Source organism: Erythrobacter sp. EC-HK427, assembly GCF_902498745.1.
GTDB lineage: Bacteria > Pseudomonadota > Alphaproteobacteria > Sphingomonadales > Sphingomonadaceae > Alteraurantiacibacter.
Map to the genome: position 1 here is coordinate 2,993,737 of NZ_LR701479.1, position 14,707 is coordinate 3,008,443.

Here is a 14,707-nt window from a genome sequence, read left to right on the forward strand (position 1 = left end):
CGCTGTCCGCCCTATTCGCCGGCAACCCGCCCGATCGCCAGGCTCGCGCGGGTTGAGCCGTCCTCGTATGCCGAGGCGGCGAAATCGAATTGCAGCGCATCTTCGCGCTCACCATGAAGTTGCGAGACACCGCCCGCATTCTCGGCCACGGTCAGGATAAAGCCCTTGCCTTCGGCCTGCTCGCGGAAATGCGCCTCTAGCGTTTCGGGTGTTGCCGTGCTTTCCAGCAAGACGACCGTTCCGGCGCCCGCGTCGGTGCTGACCTCTTCCATCGAGGCGATTTGCGTGTCGGCGGGCAGAGTGAAGCCTTCGGGCAGCGGCGCTTGCGCAGCCGCATCGGCTGGCGGCGGCGCTGCGACAGGATCATCGCCGCATCCGGCCAAGAGCAGGGGGGCAAAAAGGCACAAAACTGCTCGCATTCACAAACTCCCTTGCATCCGGCCGGGGGAATATTCCCCGCAGAAATTACGGCCCTTCGACCCAGCGCCCGCTTTGCTGCTTCCAGAATTTGCGCTCCATCCCCTCGCGGTCTTGCAGCGCTTTCCATGTCTGGCGGGCGTGGTCGCGGGTGGTGTCATCGAACAGGAACAGCACGCGGGAAAAGCCCTCGCCCGGCTCGCGCCAGAGGCCATCGGCGATCAGCAGGAAGCGCGCGCCATTCACGGCATCGACTTCGTTGGACAGCAGGATCGGCTGGCGCGCATCGTGTTCGTCGCCCGCGATGCCATTGGCGAGAAAGGCTTCCGGCGCGCTTTCCCAGAGGGTTTGTGAGACGGTTTCGAGCAGGTCGAGATCGGCGGCGACAACCAGCAACCGCTCCCCCGCCTCGCGCGTCTTGCGGGCCAGCAACGCGATGGCGGCGGGTGCGGGGTCGGCAGACAAGAGATAAAAGTCCACTCTCACTGGTTACCCGTCCCCTTGCCGCGCCGACAGCGGTCGGAACAATAGCGGACATTGTCCCAATCCCGCTCCCACTTCTTGCGCCATGTGAAAGGCAAGCCGCAGGTATCGCAGATCTTGCTGGGCAGATCGGACTTTTTCCTCATCCGCCCCACGGGAATCAGCCCTCCACGCTATCGCGCACAAAGCTATCGATCAGGCGCGTGCCGTATCCGGTCGCGCCCTTGTCCCAGGTTGCGCCCGGCTTGTCTGCCCACACCATGCCCGCAATATCACAATGCGCCCACGCGACGCCGTCTTCGATATAGCGTTGCAGGAACTGCGCCGCGGTGATCGAGCCTGCGCCGCGCGGGCCGACATTCTTCATATCGGCAATCGGGCTGTCGATCAGCTTGTCGTATTCGGGCGAGAGCGGGAAACGCCACAGCTTGTCGCCGCTCGCCTTGCCCGCACTCAGCAGCTTCTCGGCCAGCGCATCGTCATTGGCAAAGACGCCGCCATGTTCATTGCCGAGCGAGATGATCATCGCGCCGGTCAGCGTGGCGAAATCGACCACGGTCTTGGGGCTGAATTCCTGCTGCACCCAGGTCAGCGCGTCGCACAGCACCAGCCGCCCTTCGGCATCGGTGTTGATGACTTCCACCGTCTGCCCGCTCATCGTGGTGACGATATCGCCGGGGCGCTGGGCATTGCCGTCGGGCATATTTTCAACGAGCCCGCACACGCCGACGATGTTGGCCTTCGCCTTGCGCCCCGCGATGGCGAGCATCGCGCCCGCCACAGCGCCCGCGCCGCCCATGTCCCACTTCATGTCTTCCATGCCCGCAGGGGGCTTCAGCGAAATACCGCCGGTGTCGAAGGTGACGCCCTTGCCGACGAACACGGTCGGCGCTTCATTGCCGCCGCCTTTCCATTCGACCACCAGCAACTGCCCTTCGCGCACCGAGCCCTGGCTGACGCCGAGCAGCGCGCCCATGCCGAGCGATGCCATCTCCGCCTCGTCCAGCACGCGGACGGTCAGGCCGGTGCCTTCGTAGCGTTCGCGGCACCGTGCGACGAAGCTTTCGGGATAGATGATGTTCGGCGGCTCAGATACCAGCTCGCGGGTGAGTTCGACGCCCTTGGCAACCGCTTCCGAATCGGCCCAGGCGGTATCGGTGCCTGAAGGCGCGCCGACCACAACGATCTCGGCCAGCGACTTCTTCTGTTCGTCACGCAATTTCGTACGATATTCGTCCCAGCGCCAACCGCGCAGCCGCGCACCGAGCAGAACCGACGCGGTTTCCTCTGCCGACAGCCCGCTTGCCGCAGCATCGAGCGCCAGCGCGGTTTCGCCGCTGGTGAGATACTTCGCGCTCAGCGCCGCGCCCGCTTTCTCCAGCGCCGCGCTGCGGTCTGCCGCGTCGGCCTTCCCGGCTCCGGCCAGCGCCAGCCGCACCACTGCGCCATCGGCTTCGTAAAACCCTTCGAACAGCTGCCCGGCCTTGCCGCTGAAGCGCGAGCTTTCCGCGCCTTCCTTCACCGCGCGTGGCAGATCGGCAGGCAGGCTGTCCTGCGCAACGATCCGCGCGATCAGGCGGGTGGTGTTGGTATCATGGCTGTCACGGAAAAGGATGTTCATGAAGTCTCCCGAAAAACGGTTTGTCTTATGGTCTGGCGGCAATGCGATGCCGCGCAAAGCTGTCGTTGCAGTTAGGAGCGGGTGGTGCGATAGGCAAGCCATGCTGCCCGGGTCGCCACAATTGCGATTGATGCCTTCGCTTGCCACTTTACGCCACACAACCGCCGCCGGAGCGCTGGCATGGCTGACCTGTGCCGCGCCTGCTTGGGCGCAAGAAACCGATCCCCCCCCTGCCGAATTGCCCGAGCGGGTCAACGGCACCTTCCCGGCGGACGTCACCACCGTCGCCGAATTCAACGAGGATGGCCAGCGCCAGATCGGGTTCGAAGCCGATACGCTCGCTTATGATCAAGGCACCGATACAGTCACAGCCGAAGGTGATGTCATCCTGCGGTCGGGCGACCAGTCGCTGCGCGCGGACCGGGTAACTTGGAACCGCCTGACCGGAGAAATCGTCGCCAGTGGCATGGTGCGCGTGGTCGATCCTGACGGCAACCAGCTGTTTACCGACCGCGTGGTGCTGACCGACGAGCTGGAAGCGGGCGCGTTGCAGAACCTGCTGATCGCCTTCCGGCAAGGCGGGCGCATCGCGGCGGAACAAGCCACGCGTACCGAGGATGGCGACATCATGGCCGAGCGGGCGGTCTATTCCTCCTGCGCCGTGATCGATGCCGGTGGCTGCGACCGCAGCCCCAGCTGGCGCATCACCGCCGAGCGCGTTTTTTTCGACAATGAAACCCAGCGCATCCGCTTTCGCGGGGCCTATCTGGAACTGTTCGGATCACGCATTCTGCCGCTGCCGGGGTTGTCAGTGCGCGCCGATGGCAGTGCGGAAACCGGATTTTTCATCCCCAATATCGCGCTCACCGCGTCAAACGGGATCGAGATCAGCGACAGCTATTACTGGCGAATTGCCGATAATCGCGATCTGACGGTGACCGGCTATCTCTATACGGCGGCTGCTCCGATGGCGTCGGCACAATACCGGCAATTGACCGACAATGGCGCGTTTCAGGTGACCGCATACGGCACCTACAGCTCGCGCATTCCCTTGAATTCCACCACGCCAACAAGCGAAAACCGGCTGCGCGGCTATATCTACGCCAATGGCCGTTTCCAGCTTGACGAAAACTGGACAGCCACCGGATCAATCCGGCTGGCGAGCGACCGCACTTTCCTGCGCCGCTACGATATCAGCCGCGAAGACCGCATCCGCTCGGTGGTCGAATTACAGCGGATTGACGACAATTCCTATATCTCGGTGGCTGGCTGGGCGACGCAGGCACTGCTGGTCAGCAGCGATCAGGGGCAAGTGCCGCTGGCGTTGCCACTGATCGATGCGCGCTATCGCCTCGAAGACCCGTTGCTGGGCGGACAGGTCGAAGTGCAAGCCAACACGCTCGCCATCACCCGCTCGGAAGGGCAGGATACGCAACGTGCCTTCGCCCGCGCGCAGTGGGACAGGCGGATGATTACCCCGCTGGGGCAGGAAGTGACGCTGACCGCCCTCGTGCGCGGCGATGTCTACCATTCGGACGATAATTTGCTCACCAGCGTTGCAAGCTATCGCGGGCAGGAAGGCTGGCAAACGCGCGGCGTGGCGATTGCGGCGGTGGATGTGCAATGGCCCTTTATCGGCGGGTTCATGGGCGGCACGCAGGTGCTTAACCCGCGTGTGCAAGTGGTTGCCGCGCCGCAAATCCGCAATCTCGATATTCCCAACGAAGATGCCCGCGCCATCGATCTGGAGGATTCGAACCTTTTCGCGCTCAACCGCTTCCCCGGCTATGACCGGGTGGAAGACGGGGTGCGTCTCACCTATGGCTTTGACTGGGAGGCGAATTTCCCCGGCTGGCGGATCAGCACCACGCTGGGCCAGTCCTACCGCCTGTCCGATGCACCCAGCCTGTTCCCCAACGGCACCGGGCTGACCGATGAATTCTCCGATATCGTGGGCCGGACGCAGGTGCGCTATCAGGACTTTATCAAATTCACCCACCGCTTCCGGCTGGACAAGGACAATCTGGCGGTGCGCCGGAACGAGATTGACGCGACGGTCGGCAACAACCGCACCTATGCCGAAATCGGCTATCTGCGGCTCAACCGCGATATCGATTTCAGCCTGGAGGATTTGCAGGACCGCGAGGAACTGCGCGTCGCGGGACGCTGGGAGTTTGACCAGCACTGGTCGATCTTCGGGTCCGCCGTCATCAACCTGACCGACCGCGAGGAAGACCCATCCTTCACCGCCGACGGCTTTGAACCGCTGCGCACGCGATTGGGAATTGCCTATGCCGATGACTGCTTGGAATTCGGCATCACCTGGCGGCGCGACTTTATCGAGCTCGCCGATGCGCAAAGCGGCGACAGCTTCCGGCTCTACTTCAACCTGCGCAATCTTGGCTTTTGATCGCACCCTTCCCCGACGCAGAGCTGGCCTTGGCTTGAGCCATCGGCTCAGCTAGGGTTAAGCCCGACAGTGTAATGCGCATCATTTCAGGTGACAGATGACAGACCGCGCCGGTTGCGCGCTGCATACAGGATTATGACAACAGTGAATTCCATCGTGCACAAAGTTTCGCGTGCCGCGCTCGCCATGGCGGGTGCGCTCGTGCTGGCCTCTCCTCTCGCTTCGACAAGTGCTGCGGCGCAGTCTGCGGGGATGGAGGCGTTCAACCTTCCCGAAGATATCGCCTTCATCATTGAATCGGGCAATCCGATGGACCGGCGCGCGGTGGCGCGGGTGAACGGCACCGTCATCACCTCGACTGATATCGACCACCGGCTGGCGCTGATCCTTGCCGCGCAGACCGTTGAACTGCCGCCCGAAGAAGTCGCCCGCTTGCGCTTGCAGGTGTTCTTCAATCTGGTGGACGAGACGATCCAGGCGCAGGAAGCGGCCGCGCTGGAAATGGAAGTCACTACTGACGAAGTGAACCAAGCCTATGCCGAATACGCCGCCAGCCAAGGGCGCGGGCCTTCGGAAATGGACGCTTATCTGGAATCGCTCGGTTCCTCGGGCCGCTCGGTGAAGCGGCAGATTCTGGGCGAGCTGGCATGGGACCGGCTGCTGCGCCGCAATATCGTGCCCTTCGTCAACGTCTCCGAAGCCGAAGTGACCGAATTGTGGGAACGCCTGCAGGCAACCCGCGGTGATACGGAATACCGGCTGGGCGAGATTTTCCTCTCAGCCAACGCCAATAACCGCGAACAGGTGCTGGCCAACGCTACGCAGATTGTCGAGCAATTGCAGCAGGGCGGCAGCTTTGTTGCCTATGCGCGGCAATATTCGGAAGCCAGCAGCCGCGTGACCGGGGGTGACCTTGGTTGGCTGTTCCTGCCGCAATTGCAGCAGCCGCAACTGGAAGCCGCCGCTGCGCAGATGCAACCGGGGCAGCTGGTCGGCCCGCTGGAAATCCCCGGCGGTTTCTCGATCCTCTTGATGATTGACCAGCGGCAGGTCGGGATGCCCGATCCGCGCGATGCCACGCTCAGCCTCAAAGAGCTGTCGCTCGCTATGCCGCAAGATGCCAGCGAAGCTGCGCGCGAAGCGCTTGCAGGCAGCTTTATCGAGCAGATGCAGGCAGTCACATCGTGCGAGCAGGCCGATATCGTCGCCGAATCGCTCGGCGCGGCCACGGTGGACAATCCGCGCGTTGCGCTGCGCGATCTGCCGCCAGCCTTCCAGCAAATCCTGCTCACCCTCCAAGCCGGTCAAATGACGCCGCCCTTCGGCGATCTGGCGGACAGCGTGCGGATGATTATGGTCTGCGGACGGCAAATGCCCGCCGATACCGCCGGCCCTTCGGTGGAAGATCTGATGGAGCAGCTAGAAGAAGAGCGGATCAACCGCCGCTCGCAAAGCTATTTGCGCGATCTGCGCACCGATGCCGTGATCGAATATAACTGACGCCGTGCCCGACATTCCCCCGCTCGCGGTCAGCCTCGGCGATCCGGCGGGGATCGGGCCGGAAGTCATCGCCACAGCCTCGGCGCGGCGCGAGGAACTGGGCCTGCCGCCCTTCCGCGTGATTGGCGAGCCCGGCGGCGCGGTGCCGGGCGAACCCACCCGCGCCTCGGCGCAAACCGCCTATGAGGCGCTAACAGAGGCGATTGCGCTCGTCCGGCGTGGCGAATGCTCGGGAGTGGTGACCGGCCCTGTTTCCAAAGCGCAAATCGCGCAGGTCGCGCCCGGTTTCATCGGCCAGACCGAATTGTTCGCGGATGCCTGCGGCCTGCCGCATACCGCGTCTGTGATGATGCTCGCCGGGCCATCGCTGCGCACTGTGCCGATGACGGTGCATTGCGCGCTGGCCGATGTGCCGGGTCGGCTTTCGCAAGAGCTGATCGTCAACCGTAGCCGCATCGTCGCGCGCGCCTTGCAGCGCGATTTCGGCATCGAAAACCCGCGCCTCGCGCTGTGCGGGCTTAATCCGCACGCGGGCGAGGACGGACGGATGGGGCGCGAGGAGATCGACATTATCGCCCCCGCCATCGCGCAGCTCCGCGCCGAGGGCATTGACGCCACCGGCCCGCACCCCGCCGACACGCTGTTCGCCGCGCACAAGCGCGCCAGCTACGATGTCGCCATCGCGATGTATCACGATCAAGCGCTCGTCCCGTTGAAAACGCTCGATTTTGACGAGGGCGTGAATGTGACCTTGGGGCTACCGATTGTCCGCACCTCGCCCGATCACGGCACCGCGTTCGATATCGCGGGCAAAGGCATCGCGCGGCCCGATGCGATGATTGCCGCGATCCGCATGGCGGGGGACATTGCGGCGCGGCGTCTTGTCCCTAAAACCCGCGCGTCCTGAGCTTGTCGAAGGACTGCTTTTTCTTCTAGCGAGGCAAAGAAGTCGAAGGACAGCCCTTCGACAAGCTCAGGGCAGTCGGAAAAGGGGAGACATGGACACACCTAAACTCCCTCCCCTACGCGAAGTGATCGCCGCGCATGGTCTCTCCGCCTCCAAGGCCTTGGGGCAGAACTTCCTGTTCGACGAGCAATTGCTCGACCGCATCGCCGCCATTCCGGGCGACCTTGCGGACAAGGCGGTGCTCGAAATCGGCCCCGGCCCCGGAGGCCTCACCCGCGCCCTGCTGCGCGCCGGAGCCCGCGTCACCGCGATCGAGCGCGACGCGCGCTGCATCCCCGCGCTAGCAGAATTGCAGGCCGCCTTCCCCGGCAGGCTGCGCGTGGTGGAGGACGATGCGCTCGCACTCGATCACGCCGCGCTGATGGGCGAACCCTTCGCCATCGTCGCCAATCTGCCGTACAATATCGGCACGCAGCTGTTCACCAACTGGCTGTCCGCCAAGGAATGGCCGCCGCAATGGACAAGCCTGACGCTGATGTTCCAACAGGAAGTCGCCCGCCGCATCGTCGCCGCGCCGGACAATAGCGAATACGGGCGGCTGGCCGTGCTCGCCCAGTGGCGCTCCACCGCGAAACTGGCGATGAAAGTGCATCGCAGCGCCTTCACCCCGCCGCCCAAGGTGATGAGTGCGATTGTCCATGTCACCCCCGCAACCGCGCCCGAAGGCGTCGATGGCGCCGTGCTGGAACGCCTGACCGCCGCCGCGTTCGGCCAGCGGCGCAAGATGTTGCGGCAAAGTCTGAAAGGTCTGCCCGGCGGGCTGGCGGCGCTTGATTCGGTGGGCATCGATCCCACGCGCCGCGCCGAAACGCTCACCGTCGCCGATTTCCTCGCGCTGGCCCGCGCGCTGGATCAGAGAATAAGGTAATTGGCGATCAGATAGGCCGTGCTCAGCGCCGTCAGCGCCAGCAGGGTGTAGGCAGCAATCTGCGTTTTGGGCGACCATGCTGACGGATCGTTGGGGGTCTCGATCTTCTGCGCCTTGAACCGCTGTTCCGGCCCGCGACCGTCCAGCACCGCCTGCACATTGATCCGCCGGTCTGCGCGCATTCCGCAGCGGCGGCCACTGCTCCACCGTGCTTCGCCGACGATGTGGTGGCCGTTGATCGTGATATCGACAATCTCGCCGCGCTCGGGCGGGTGTTCGCACACCACCAGCAGGCCGCGCGGGGACAGATCACCGATGCGGATATCGCGCGTGCCACGGCGGTCGCGCATCTTGCCGCGCAGCATGGCTGTCGTTCGATTATCAACACGCGATCTCTCACCACCGGCGAGCATTTCATTTCCCCACAAAGACCTAGACGGGGCAGGCCTAGCGCAAAGGTCTTATCTCCGGGTTAAGGCCACGGGAGGCCAGCCAAGGCGCCAGAGGGGATTTGACATAGGCGCGTCGCCTCGCCAGTGCGATTTCATATGCAACAGCTTTCCGCCACCGAGACTGCCCTGCTTGCCGGCATAGACCAGGCCGCCATGCTGGAGCGGACGCAAAGTTGGGCGGCGATCAATTCGGGCACCGGAAATCTTGATGGTCTGGCCAAGGTCGCGGCCCTGCTGGCCGATGCTTTCTCCGCTCTGCCGGGCGACGTGACTTTGCGCGATCCCGCTCCGGTAACCGTGGTGGATGCTGCCGGGCGCGAGGTGGAAAAGCCGCATGGCCGGCACCTAGTCTGCACTGTGCGCCCGCAGGCGGAGCGGCGCTTGCTGCTCACCGGCCATATGGACACCGTGTTCCCCGCCGATCACCCGTTCCAGACGCTGACCTGGCTCGATGAAGAGACGCTCAACGGGCCGGGCACCGCCGATATGAAGGCGGGATTGTCGATCATTCTGGAGGCGCTCAGGGCATTCGAGACGAGCGCGGCGGCGGCTCATGTCGGCTATGATGTGATGATCAATTCAGACGAGGAGACGGGCTCGCTCGCCTCCGCCGCCCTGATCGACGCATTGGCGCGCGGGAAATTCGCCGCGCTGACGTACGAGCCGTCCGCCCTGCCCGATGGCACGCTGGCCCATGCGCGGGGCGGGAGCGGGAATTATTCGGTCACCTTCACCGGCCGCTCCGCCCATGCCGGGCGCAATCCACAAGACGGGCGCAACGCGATTGTCGCGGCAGCGGATTGCGTGTTGCGGCTGAAGCAAATGCAGCATGGCGATCTGCCGATCAATCCGGCCAAAATTGATGGCGGCGCGGCGAACAATGTCGTCCCCGATCACGCGGTGCTGCGCTTCAACATCCGCCCAAAGACGCCGGAAGCGGGCGAGCAATTTGCACGCGATCTCAAGCTGATGCTGGCCGAACTGGAAGTGCGGCACGAAGTCTCGATCCACCTCCACGGCGGCATTTCGCGCCCGCCCAAGCCCGTCGATGCCAAGGCGCAGAAGCTGTTCGATCTGGTGCAGGCGAGCGGCGCGGCGCTGGGCCAGACGATTGGCTGGCAGCCGAGCGGCGGGGTTTGCGATGGCAACAATATCGCCGCCAATCACGTCCCCGTGGTCGATACGATGGGCGTGCGCGGCGGCAAGATCCATTCGCCGGACGAATATATGATCGTCCCCAGCCTGACCGAGCGCGCGCAATTGTCCGCCATCGTCCTGCATCGCCTCGCCACCGGAGAGCATTTGTGAGCCACATCATGCGCGCCGCCACGGCGGACGATTTGCAGCACCTGTATGAAATGGCGAAGCTGACCGGCGGCGGTTTCACCAATCTGCCGCCCGACCGCAATTCGCTGCGCGCCAAGCTGGAAGGCTCGGACGCAGCGTTTGCGCGCAAGGGGGACGACATCCGCGCCGAAACCTTTGTGCTGGTGCTCGAAAACACCGAGACGGGCGATGTGCGCGGCACCTGCCAGCTGTTCAGCGCGGTGGGCCAGCAATGGCCGTTCTACTCCTACCGCATCACCACGCTGACCCAGCATTCGGCGGAGCTGGAGCGCACGGTGACTGCCGAAATGCTCAGCCTAACCAATGATCTGGGCGGATGCAGCGAAGTGGGCGGGCTGTTCCTGCATCCGGGCGAGCGCGCGGGCGGATTGGGGATGCTGCTGGCACGCAGCCGCTACCTCTTCATCGCCTCCCACCGCCACCGCTTTGGCGACCGGATTCTGGCCGAATTACGCGGCATTATCGACGAACGCGGCGGCTCGCCCTTCTGGGATGCAATTGGCGGCAAATTTTTTGGGATGAGCTTTCAGGAAGCGGACGAATTCAACGCCGTGCATGGCAACCAGTTTATCGCCGATCTTATGCCCAAGCACCCGGTCTATATCGCCATGCTGGACGAGGCGGCGCGCAAGGTGATAGGCCTGCCCCACCCTTCGGGCCGCGCGGCGATGCGGATGCTGGAGAATGAAGGCTTCGCCTATCAGGGATATGTCGACATTTTCGATGGCGGGCCGACCATGCTAGCGCAGACCGACCGCGTGCGCGCCATCGCCGATGCGCATCACGGCACGATTGTCTCCACCACGCTGGAAAAGGGCGAGAAGGCGCTGCTCGCGACCGGACAGATGGCGGACTTCCGCTGCTGCTACGGCGCGCGCGAGCTGCGCGGCGACGGTATCGCGATCGATGCGCGGGCGGCTGATATGCTCGGCGCGGGTGAAGGTGATACGGTGTGGAGTATCGCGCGGTGAACCTGCAAGAAATCAACTTCGACGGCATTATCGGCCCCAGCCACAATTATGCAGGCCTCAGCCTCGGCAATCTCGCCGCGACGAAGAATGCGGGCGAGACCGCCTATCCGCGCGCGGCGGCGTTGCAGGGCGTTGCCAAGATGCGCGGGAATATGGCGATGGGGCTGGCGCAGGGCTTCTTCCTGCCGCTCCCGCGCCCCAATGCAGGCTGGCTGGAGACGCTCGCCGCCGATGACAGCACCGATCCCGCGCTGGTGGCGGGCGCTTGGTCGGCCAGTTCGATGTGGACGGCCAATGCGGCCACGGTCAGCCCCGCCCCCGATACCTCGGACGGCAAGTGCCATCTGACCGTCGCCAATCTCGTCACCATGCCGCATCGCAGCCAGGAATGGCCCGACACGCTGGCGCAATTGCGCCTCGCCTTTGCCGATTCTGCGCATTTCGCGGTACACGAACCCGCCCCGCCCTGTTTCGGCGATGAAGGCGCGGCGAACCATATGCGCTTTGCGCCGAGCCATGGGGAGCCGGGCCTCGAAGTCTTCGTCTATGGCCGCCCCGGTGGCCGCTTCCCCGCCCGCCAGCACGAACAGGCGAGCCGCCTGATTGCGCGCAAGCACGGCCTCGATCCCGAACGCTGCCTGTTCGTCGAACAGGCCCCGGAGGCTATTGCGGCAGGCGCGTTCCACAATGATGTGGTGGCGGTGGCGAATGAGAATGTCCTGTTCACGCACGAACAGGCCTTCGCCGATCCGGCGGGCACCTATGCCGCGATCCATGCGAAATGCCCCGGCGCGCAGGTGGTCGAAGTGCCCGCCAGCGCGGTGAGCCTTGCCGACGCGATAAGCTCTTACCTGTTCAATGCGCAGCTCCTCACGCCGCCCTCCGGGGAAATGACGCTCGTGGTGCCGGAGGAATGCCGCGACAACGGCGCGGTCTGGAACTGGTTGCAGGATATGCTCGCGGGCAATGGCCCGATCCGCCACGTCCATGTCGTCGACGTGCGCCAGAGCATGGCCAATGGCGGCGGCCCCGCCTGCTTGCGGCTGCGCGTGGTGGCCGATCCGGCGACGGTCGATCCGCGCTTTATGCTGGACGATGCCAAGGCGACGCTGATCGAAAGCGTGATCGCCGAATATTGGCCCGAGAGCATCAATGCGGCGCAAATCGGCGATCCGGCGCTTGCCGAAGCGGTGCGAGCCGTGCGGGCGAAACTGCTGGAAACTCTGGGCCTTTCCGAACTGCTTTGATGCCGCGAGTGCCTTGTCGGATTGTTTTACATCCGCCAATCGCTTAACCATCGTATCCCGCACAATAGCGCGTCTGGCACGGCCCTTGCTGTGTAACGCGTTAAGAAAGGTTACGAATGCTTCGCAAGATCGGCAGACTGTTTGTCATCAAGACCCGCTGGGAAGCGTTCCTGATCATTTACGCACTGGCGCTGGGCGCGATGGATCGTGGCAGCCACTATCTGGCGCAATATCCCGGCTGGGGCGGCTGGCTGCTCTTCGCCGCGTGCAGCGGAGCGGTTTTCTTGGGCGGGGCGAAGATTCTGGATTGCCTGAAATACGAAGCGGCGGAGCGTGAAGCTGCTAAGGCTGAATAGGCTTGGCAAAACGCCCCCACAAACTGTTTGACCGTTTGGCCGGAGGTCTGGGTTACGGCCCCGCCAACAATGAAGGCTGCGGCTGCTGGGCAGTGTTCATACTAATATCGTTAGTTCCTGTTTTCGTTGGCAATTTCGTTGGTGAACAACTGGAAAGCGAGCTCCCCCTGCTCGTCGGATGGCTGATATGGGGAGCGATGTTCTTTGCCTTCATGCGGTTCGCCAAGCGACACAGCTAGCAGGACGCCAAATTCGCCTCAGGGCGGAGCCAGACCGCGCCGAGAATGTGCGGGCGCGAGAACCGGCGCGCAGCGACCTTTCAGGTCGTGAGCACCGGAAGCGCAGCGAACGTGCATTCGCAGGCCGGTATGGCTTCGTCCTGTGGTGAATTGGGTGGGGGTTTCTGTTGCTAGCTACCCCCGGAGCCCCGGAATCCGCTTCTGTTGCCCGGTGGGTCCAACCGCGCTTTAGCCTTGTAAGATCAGTCCGTTAGGACGTCAGATTACGCAGCGATTGCGAGTGCTTCGTTATCGTTGGCACTTATAGGTTTTGAACAGTTTTGCGGGTTACTCAGCCCGGGCAAAAACACCGTCTTTCAGCACACGTCGATCCTGGTTCGGCCCCGTCAGAAGCAGCAGTAAACTGCTGGTTTTGGTGGAGCCGCCGGGTACTGCCCCCGGGTCCGCTGTACCTATTACACGGCGCCATTTATCGCCATAGCCGGTCGAAACCGGCACCTCCTATATAGGCGCATCAACATTAATTGAAAGTGTCCCGTCATTGCGAGCCGGAGGCGAAGCAATCCAGTTCCAACGGCTGGAATGGATTGCCACGTCGCCTTCGGCTCCTCGCAATGACGAGCTAGCTAGCGTTACTTCTTCAATGCATCCCGAATCTCGGTCAGCAGCTCGATCTCGGTCGGGCCTGCCACCTCCTCGGCCTTGGACTCTTCCATGCGGGCTTTCACCTTGTTGGCGTAGCGCACCAGCAGGAAGATGACGAAGGCGAGGATCACGAAGTTGATGATCGTCGTAATCAGTGCGCCATAACCGATCATCGCCGCGCCCGCTTCTTTCAGCGCCGCATAATCGGTGGTGCTGCCGGTGTAGCCTTCGGGCGTGGACAGCAGGATGAAGTAGCTGGAGAAATCCGCCCCGCCGAAGACAAAGCCGACAATCGGCATGATAACGTCGCCCGTCAGCGAGGTGACAATCGTGCCGAAAGCGCCCGCGATAATCACCGCGACCGCCAGTTCCATCACATTACCCTTGGCGATAAATTCTTTGAATTCTGCGAACATGGACCCGTTACTCCCCTGCGTTAAAGTGGTAGTAACCCTCTGCCACGGCGCGAAATCGCCTGCAAGTAACACGCGGTTTCCTTGAACAACGCCGCTGCCGTGCTATATCGGCAACACACCTTTTCCGGTTGGGAGGATTATCCAAAATGCTGAAGCGTCTGAGCACCCTGTTCGCCCTCGTTTTCGGGAGCCTCGCGCTCGCGGGTTGCGGCATCAATTCGGTGCCCACCAAGGAAGAAGCCGCCAAGGCACAATGGGCCAATGTCGAAGCCGCGCTGCAACGCCGGTCAGACATTATCCCCAACCTCGTATCGGTTGTGGAAGCCGCTGCTGTATCGGAAGAAAACATCCTGACCGGTGTGATCGAAGCCCGCTCGCGCGCCACTTCGATCAACATCACCACCGATGATCTCTCCAACCCGGAGGAGTTCCAGCGGTTCAACGAATCGCAGAACCAGTTGACGCAGGCGCTCGGCCAGCTGCGCACGATTGTGGAAGCCTATCCGCAATTGCAGAGCAACGCCCGCTTCGCCGATCTGATGGTGGAGATCGAGCAGTCGAACAACATGATCAACACCGAAATCGGCCGCTACAACGAGGCCGCGCGCGACTATAACACCGAAATCCGCACCTTCCCCTCCTCCATCGGCGCGAACGTGATCCACGGTTCCGAACCGCTCGAATATTTCGAGGCTGCCGAGGGCGCGCGGGAAAATCCGGATGTCGAGTTCAACAACATCACGGGTGACGAAGGCTAAGGCCGGCGCG

The 14,707-nt window shown here is 63.2% G+C and carries 15 protein-coding genes and 1 other RNA gene; 9 read left to right on the plus strand and 7 right to left on the minus strand.

Translation table 11 applies throughout. The annotated features are described in order from the left end of the window. Positions 1–11: 11 nt before the first annotated feature. The 4 genes from GC121_RS14640 to GC121_RS14655 are packed head-to-tail and all read right to left on the minus strand — an operon-like array spanning position 12 to position 2,521. Complete coding sequence (locus GC121_RS14640; RefSeq protein ID WP_151975418.1) at positions 12–419, minus strand: hypothetical protein; 408 nt, start codon at positions 417–419, stop codon at positions 12–14. Positions 420–465: 46 nt separating this feature from the next. Continuing rightward, on the minus strand, positions 466–897 hold the full coding sequence (locus tag GC121_RS14645; RefSeq protein WP_339390198.1) for a DNA polymerase III subunit chi: 432 nt from the start codon (positions 895–897) through the stop codon (positions 466–468). A 2-nt stretch (positions 898–899) separates the two neighbouring features. Further along, positions 900–1,046: a DUF2256 domain-containing protein gene (locus GC121_RS14650; protein WP_199857887.1), complete on the minus strand. Its 147-nt coding sequence runs from the start codon at positions 1,044–1,046 to the stop codon at positions 900–902. Positions 1,047–1,060: 14 nt separating this feature from the next. Continuing rightward, the gene (locus GC121_RS14655) at positions 1,061–2,521 is read right to left on the minus strand and encodes a leucyl aminopeptidase (protein WP_151975421.1); all 1,461 of its coding nucleotides are present in this window, start codon (positions 2,519–2,521) and stop codon (positions 1,061–1,063) included. Between the two features lie 100 nt (positions 2,522–2,621). Between GC121_RS14655 and GC121_RS14660 the strand changes: the two genes are divergently transcribed. The 4 genes from GC121_RS14660 (at position 2,622) to rsmA (ending at position 8,266) form a co-directional block, all read left to right on the plus strand. Beyond that, a complete protein-coding gene (locus GC121_RS14660; protein WP_151975422.1) occupies positions 2,622–4,931 on the plus strand; it encodes an LPS-assembly protein LptD in 2,310 nt (769 codons plus the stop codon). Between the two features lie 135 nt (positions 4,932–5,066). Further along, positions 5,067–6,431, plus strand: a complete 1,365-nt coding sequence (locus GC121_RS14665) for a peptidylprolyl isomerase (RefSeq protein ID WP_151975423.1) — start codon at positions 5,067–5,069, stop codon at positions 6,429–6,431. A 4-nt stretch (positions 6,432–6,435) separates the two neighbouring features. Beyond that, positions 6,436–7,338 carry a 4-hydroxythreonine-4-phosphate dehydrogenase PdxA gene (gene pdxA, locus GC121_RS14670; RefSeq protein WP_151975424.1) on the plus strand — a complete coding sequence of 301 codons (903 nt, stop codon included), beginning with the start codon at positions 6,436–6,438 and terminating at the stop codon, positions 7,336–7,338. A gap of 91 nt (positions 7,339–7,429) precedes the next feature. Further along, positions 7,430–8,266 carry a 16S rRNA (adenine(1518)-N(6)/adenine(1519)-N(6))-dimethyltransferase RsmA gene (gene rsmA, locus GC121_RS14675; RefSeq protein ID WP_151975425.1) on the plus strand — a complete coding sequence of 279 codons (837 nt, stop codon included), beginning with the start codon at positions 7,430–7,432 and terminating at the stop codon, positions 8,264–8,266. Here rsmA and GC121_RS14680 read toward each other — a convergent pair. Continuing rightward, positions 8,251–8,616, minus strand: coding sequence for a hypothetical protein (locus tag GC121_RS14680; RefSeq protein WP_234421286.1), 366 nt, complete (start codon positions 8,614–8,616; stop codon positions 8,251–8,253). The two genes, rsmA and GC121_RS14680, sit on opposite strands and share 16 nt — an antisense overlap. Before the next feature lie 198 nt (positions 8,617–8,814). Here GC121_RS14680 and GC121_RS14685 point away from each other — a divergent pair, with 198 nt between their 5' ends. The 4 genes from GC121_RS14685 (at position 8,815) to GC121_RS14700 (ending at position 12,639) form a co-directional block, all read left to right on the plus strand. After that, positions 8,815–10,026: a hydrolase gene (locus GC121_RS14685; protein ID WP_151975427.1), complete on the plus strand. Its 1,212-nt coding sequence runs from the start codon at positions 8,815–8,817 to the stop codon at positions 10,024–10,026. Further along, a complete protein-coding gene (locus GC121_RS14690; RefSeq protein WP_151975428.1) occupies positions 10,023–11,036 on the plus strand; it encodes an arginine N-succinyltransferase in 1,014 nt (337 codons plus the stop codon). Before GC121_RS14685 ends, GC121_RS14690 begins: the two co-directional genes overlap by 4 nt. Continuing rightward, entirely contained in the window at positions 11,033–12,283 is a 1,251-nt protein-coding gene (locus GC121_RS14695) for an N-succinylarginine dihydrolase (protein WP_151975429.1), read from the plus strand. Before GC121_RS14690 ends, GC121_RS14695 begins: the two co-directional genes overlap by 4 nt. Positions 12,284–12,399: 116 nt before the next feature. Next, the gene (locus GC121_RS14700; protein WP_151975430.1) at positions 12,400–12,639 is read left to right on the plus strand and encodes a hypothetical protein; all 240 of its coding nucleotides are present in this window, start codon (positions 12,400–12,402) and stop codon (positions 12,637–12,639) included. 428 nt (positions 12,640–13,067) lie between these two features. Here the strand turns inward: GC121_RS14700 and ssrA are convergent. Together ssrA and mscL are read right to left on the minus strand one after the other, a co-directional pair. Continuing rightward, positions 13,068–13,412, minus strand: a transfer-messenger RNA (tmRNA) gene (ssrA, locus tag GC121_RS14705). A 98-nt stretch (positions 13,413–13,510) separates the two neighbouring features. Continuing rightward, positions 13,511–13,939: a large conductance mechanosensitive channel protein MscL gene (mscL, locus tag GC121_RS14710; RefSeq protein ID WP_151975431.1), complete on the minus strand. Its 429-nt coding sequence runs from the start codon at positions 13,937–13,939 to the stop codon at positions 13,511–13,513. Between the two features lie 146 nt (positions 13,940–14,085). On the opposite strand from mscL, the gene GC121_RS14715 reads away from it, so the two are divergent. Continuing rightward, positions 14,086–14,697: a LemA family protein gene (locus tag GC121_RS14715; RefSeq protein WP_151975432.1), complete on the plus strand. Its 612-nt coding sequence runs from the start codon at positions 14,086–14,088 to the stop codon at positions 14,695–14,697. The last annotated feature ends 10 nt before the right edge of the window (positions 14,698–14,707 follow it).

Coding starts and splice junctions, on each gene's coding strand:
- GC121_RS14660 (WP_151975422.1), top strand. CDS start 2,622: ATGCTGCCCGGGTCGCCACAATTGCGATTGATGCCTTCGCTTGCCACT.
- mscL (WP_151975431.1), bottom strand. CDS start 13,939: ATGTTCGCAGAATTCAAAGAATTTATCGCCAAGGGTAATGTGATGGAA.
- GC121_RS14665 (WP_151975423.1), top strand. CDS start 5,067: ATGACAACAGTGAATTCCATCGTGCACAAAGTTTCGCGTGCCGCGCTC.
- GC121_RS14700 (WP_151975430.1), top strand. CDS start 12,400: ATGCTTCGCAAGATCGGCAGACTGTTTGTCATCAAGACCCGCTGGGAA.
- GC121_RS14655 (WP_151975421.1), bottom strand. CDS start 2,521: ATGAACATCCTTTTCCGTGACAGCCATGATACCAACACCACCCGCCTG.
- GC121_RS14640 (WP_151975418.1), bottom strand. CDS start 419: ATGCGAGCAGTTTTGTGCCTTTTTGCCCCCCTGCTCTTGGCCGGATGC.
- rsmA (WP_151975425.1), top strand. CDS start 7,430: ATGGACACACCTAAACTCCCTCCCCTACGCGAAGTGATCGCCGCGCAT.
- GC121_RS14650 (WP_199857887.1), bottom strand. CDS start 1,046: ATGAGGAAAAAGTCCGATCTGCCCAGCAAGATCTGCGATACCTGCGGC.
- GC121_RS14685 (WP_151975427.1), top strand. CDS start 8,815: ATGCAACAGCTTTCCGCCACCGAGACTGCCCTGCTTGCCGGCATAGAC.
- GC121_RS14715 (WP_151975432.1), top strand. CDS start 14,086: ATGCTGAAGCGTCTGAGCACCCTGTTCGCCCTCGTTTTCGGGAGCCTC.
- GC121_RS14680 (WP_234421286.1), bottom strand. CDS start 8,616: ATGCGCGACCGCCGTGGCACGCGCGATATCCGCATCGGTGATCTGTCC.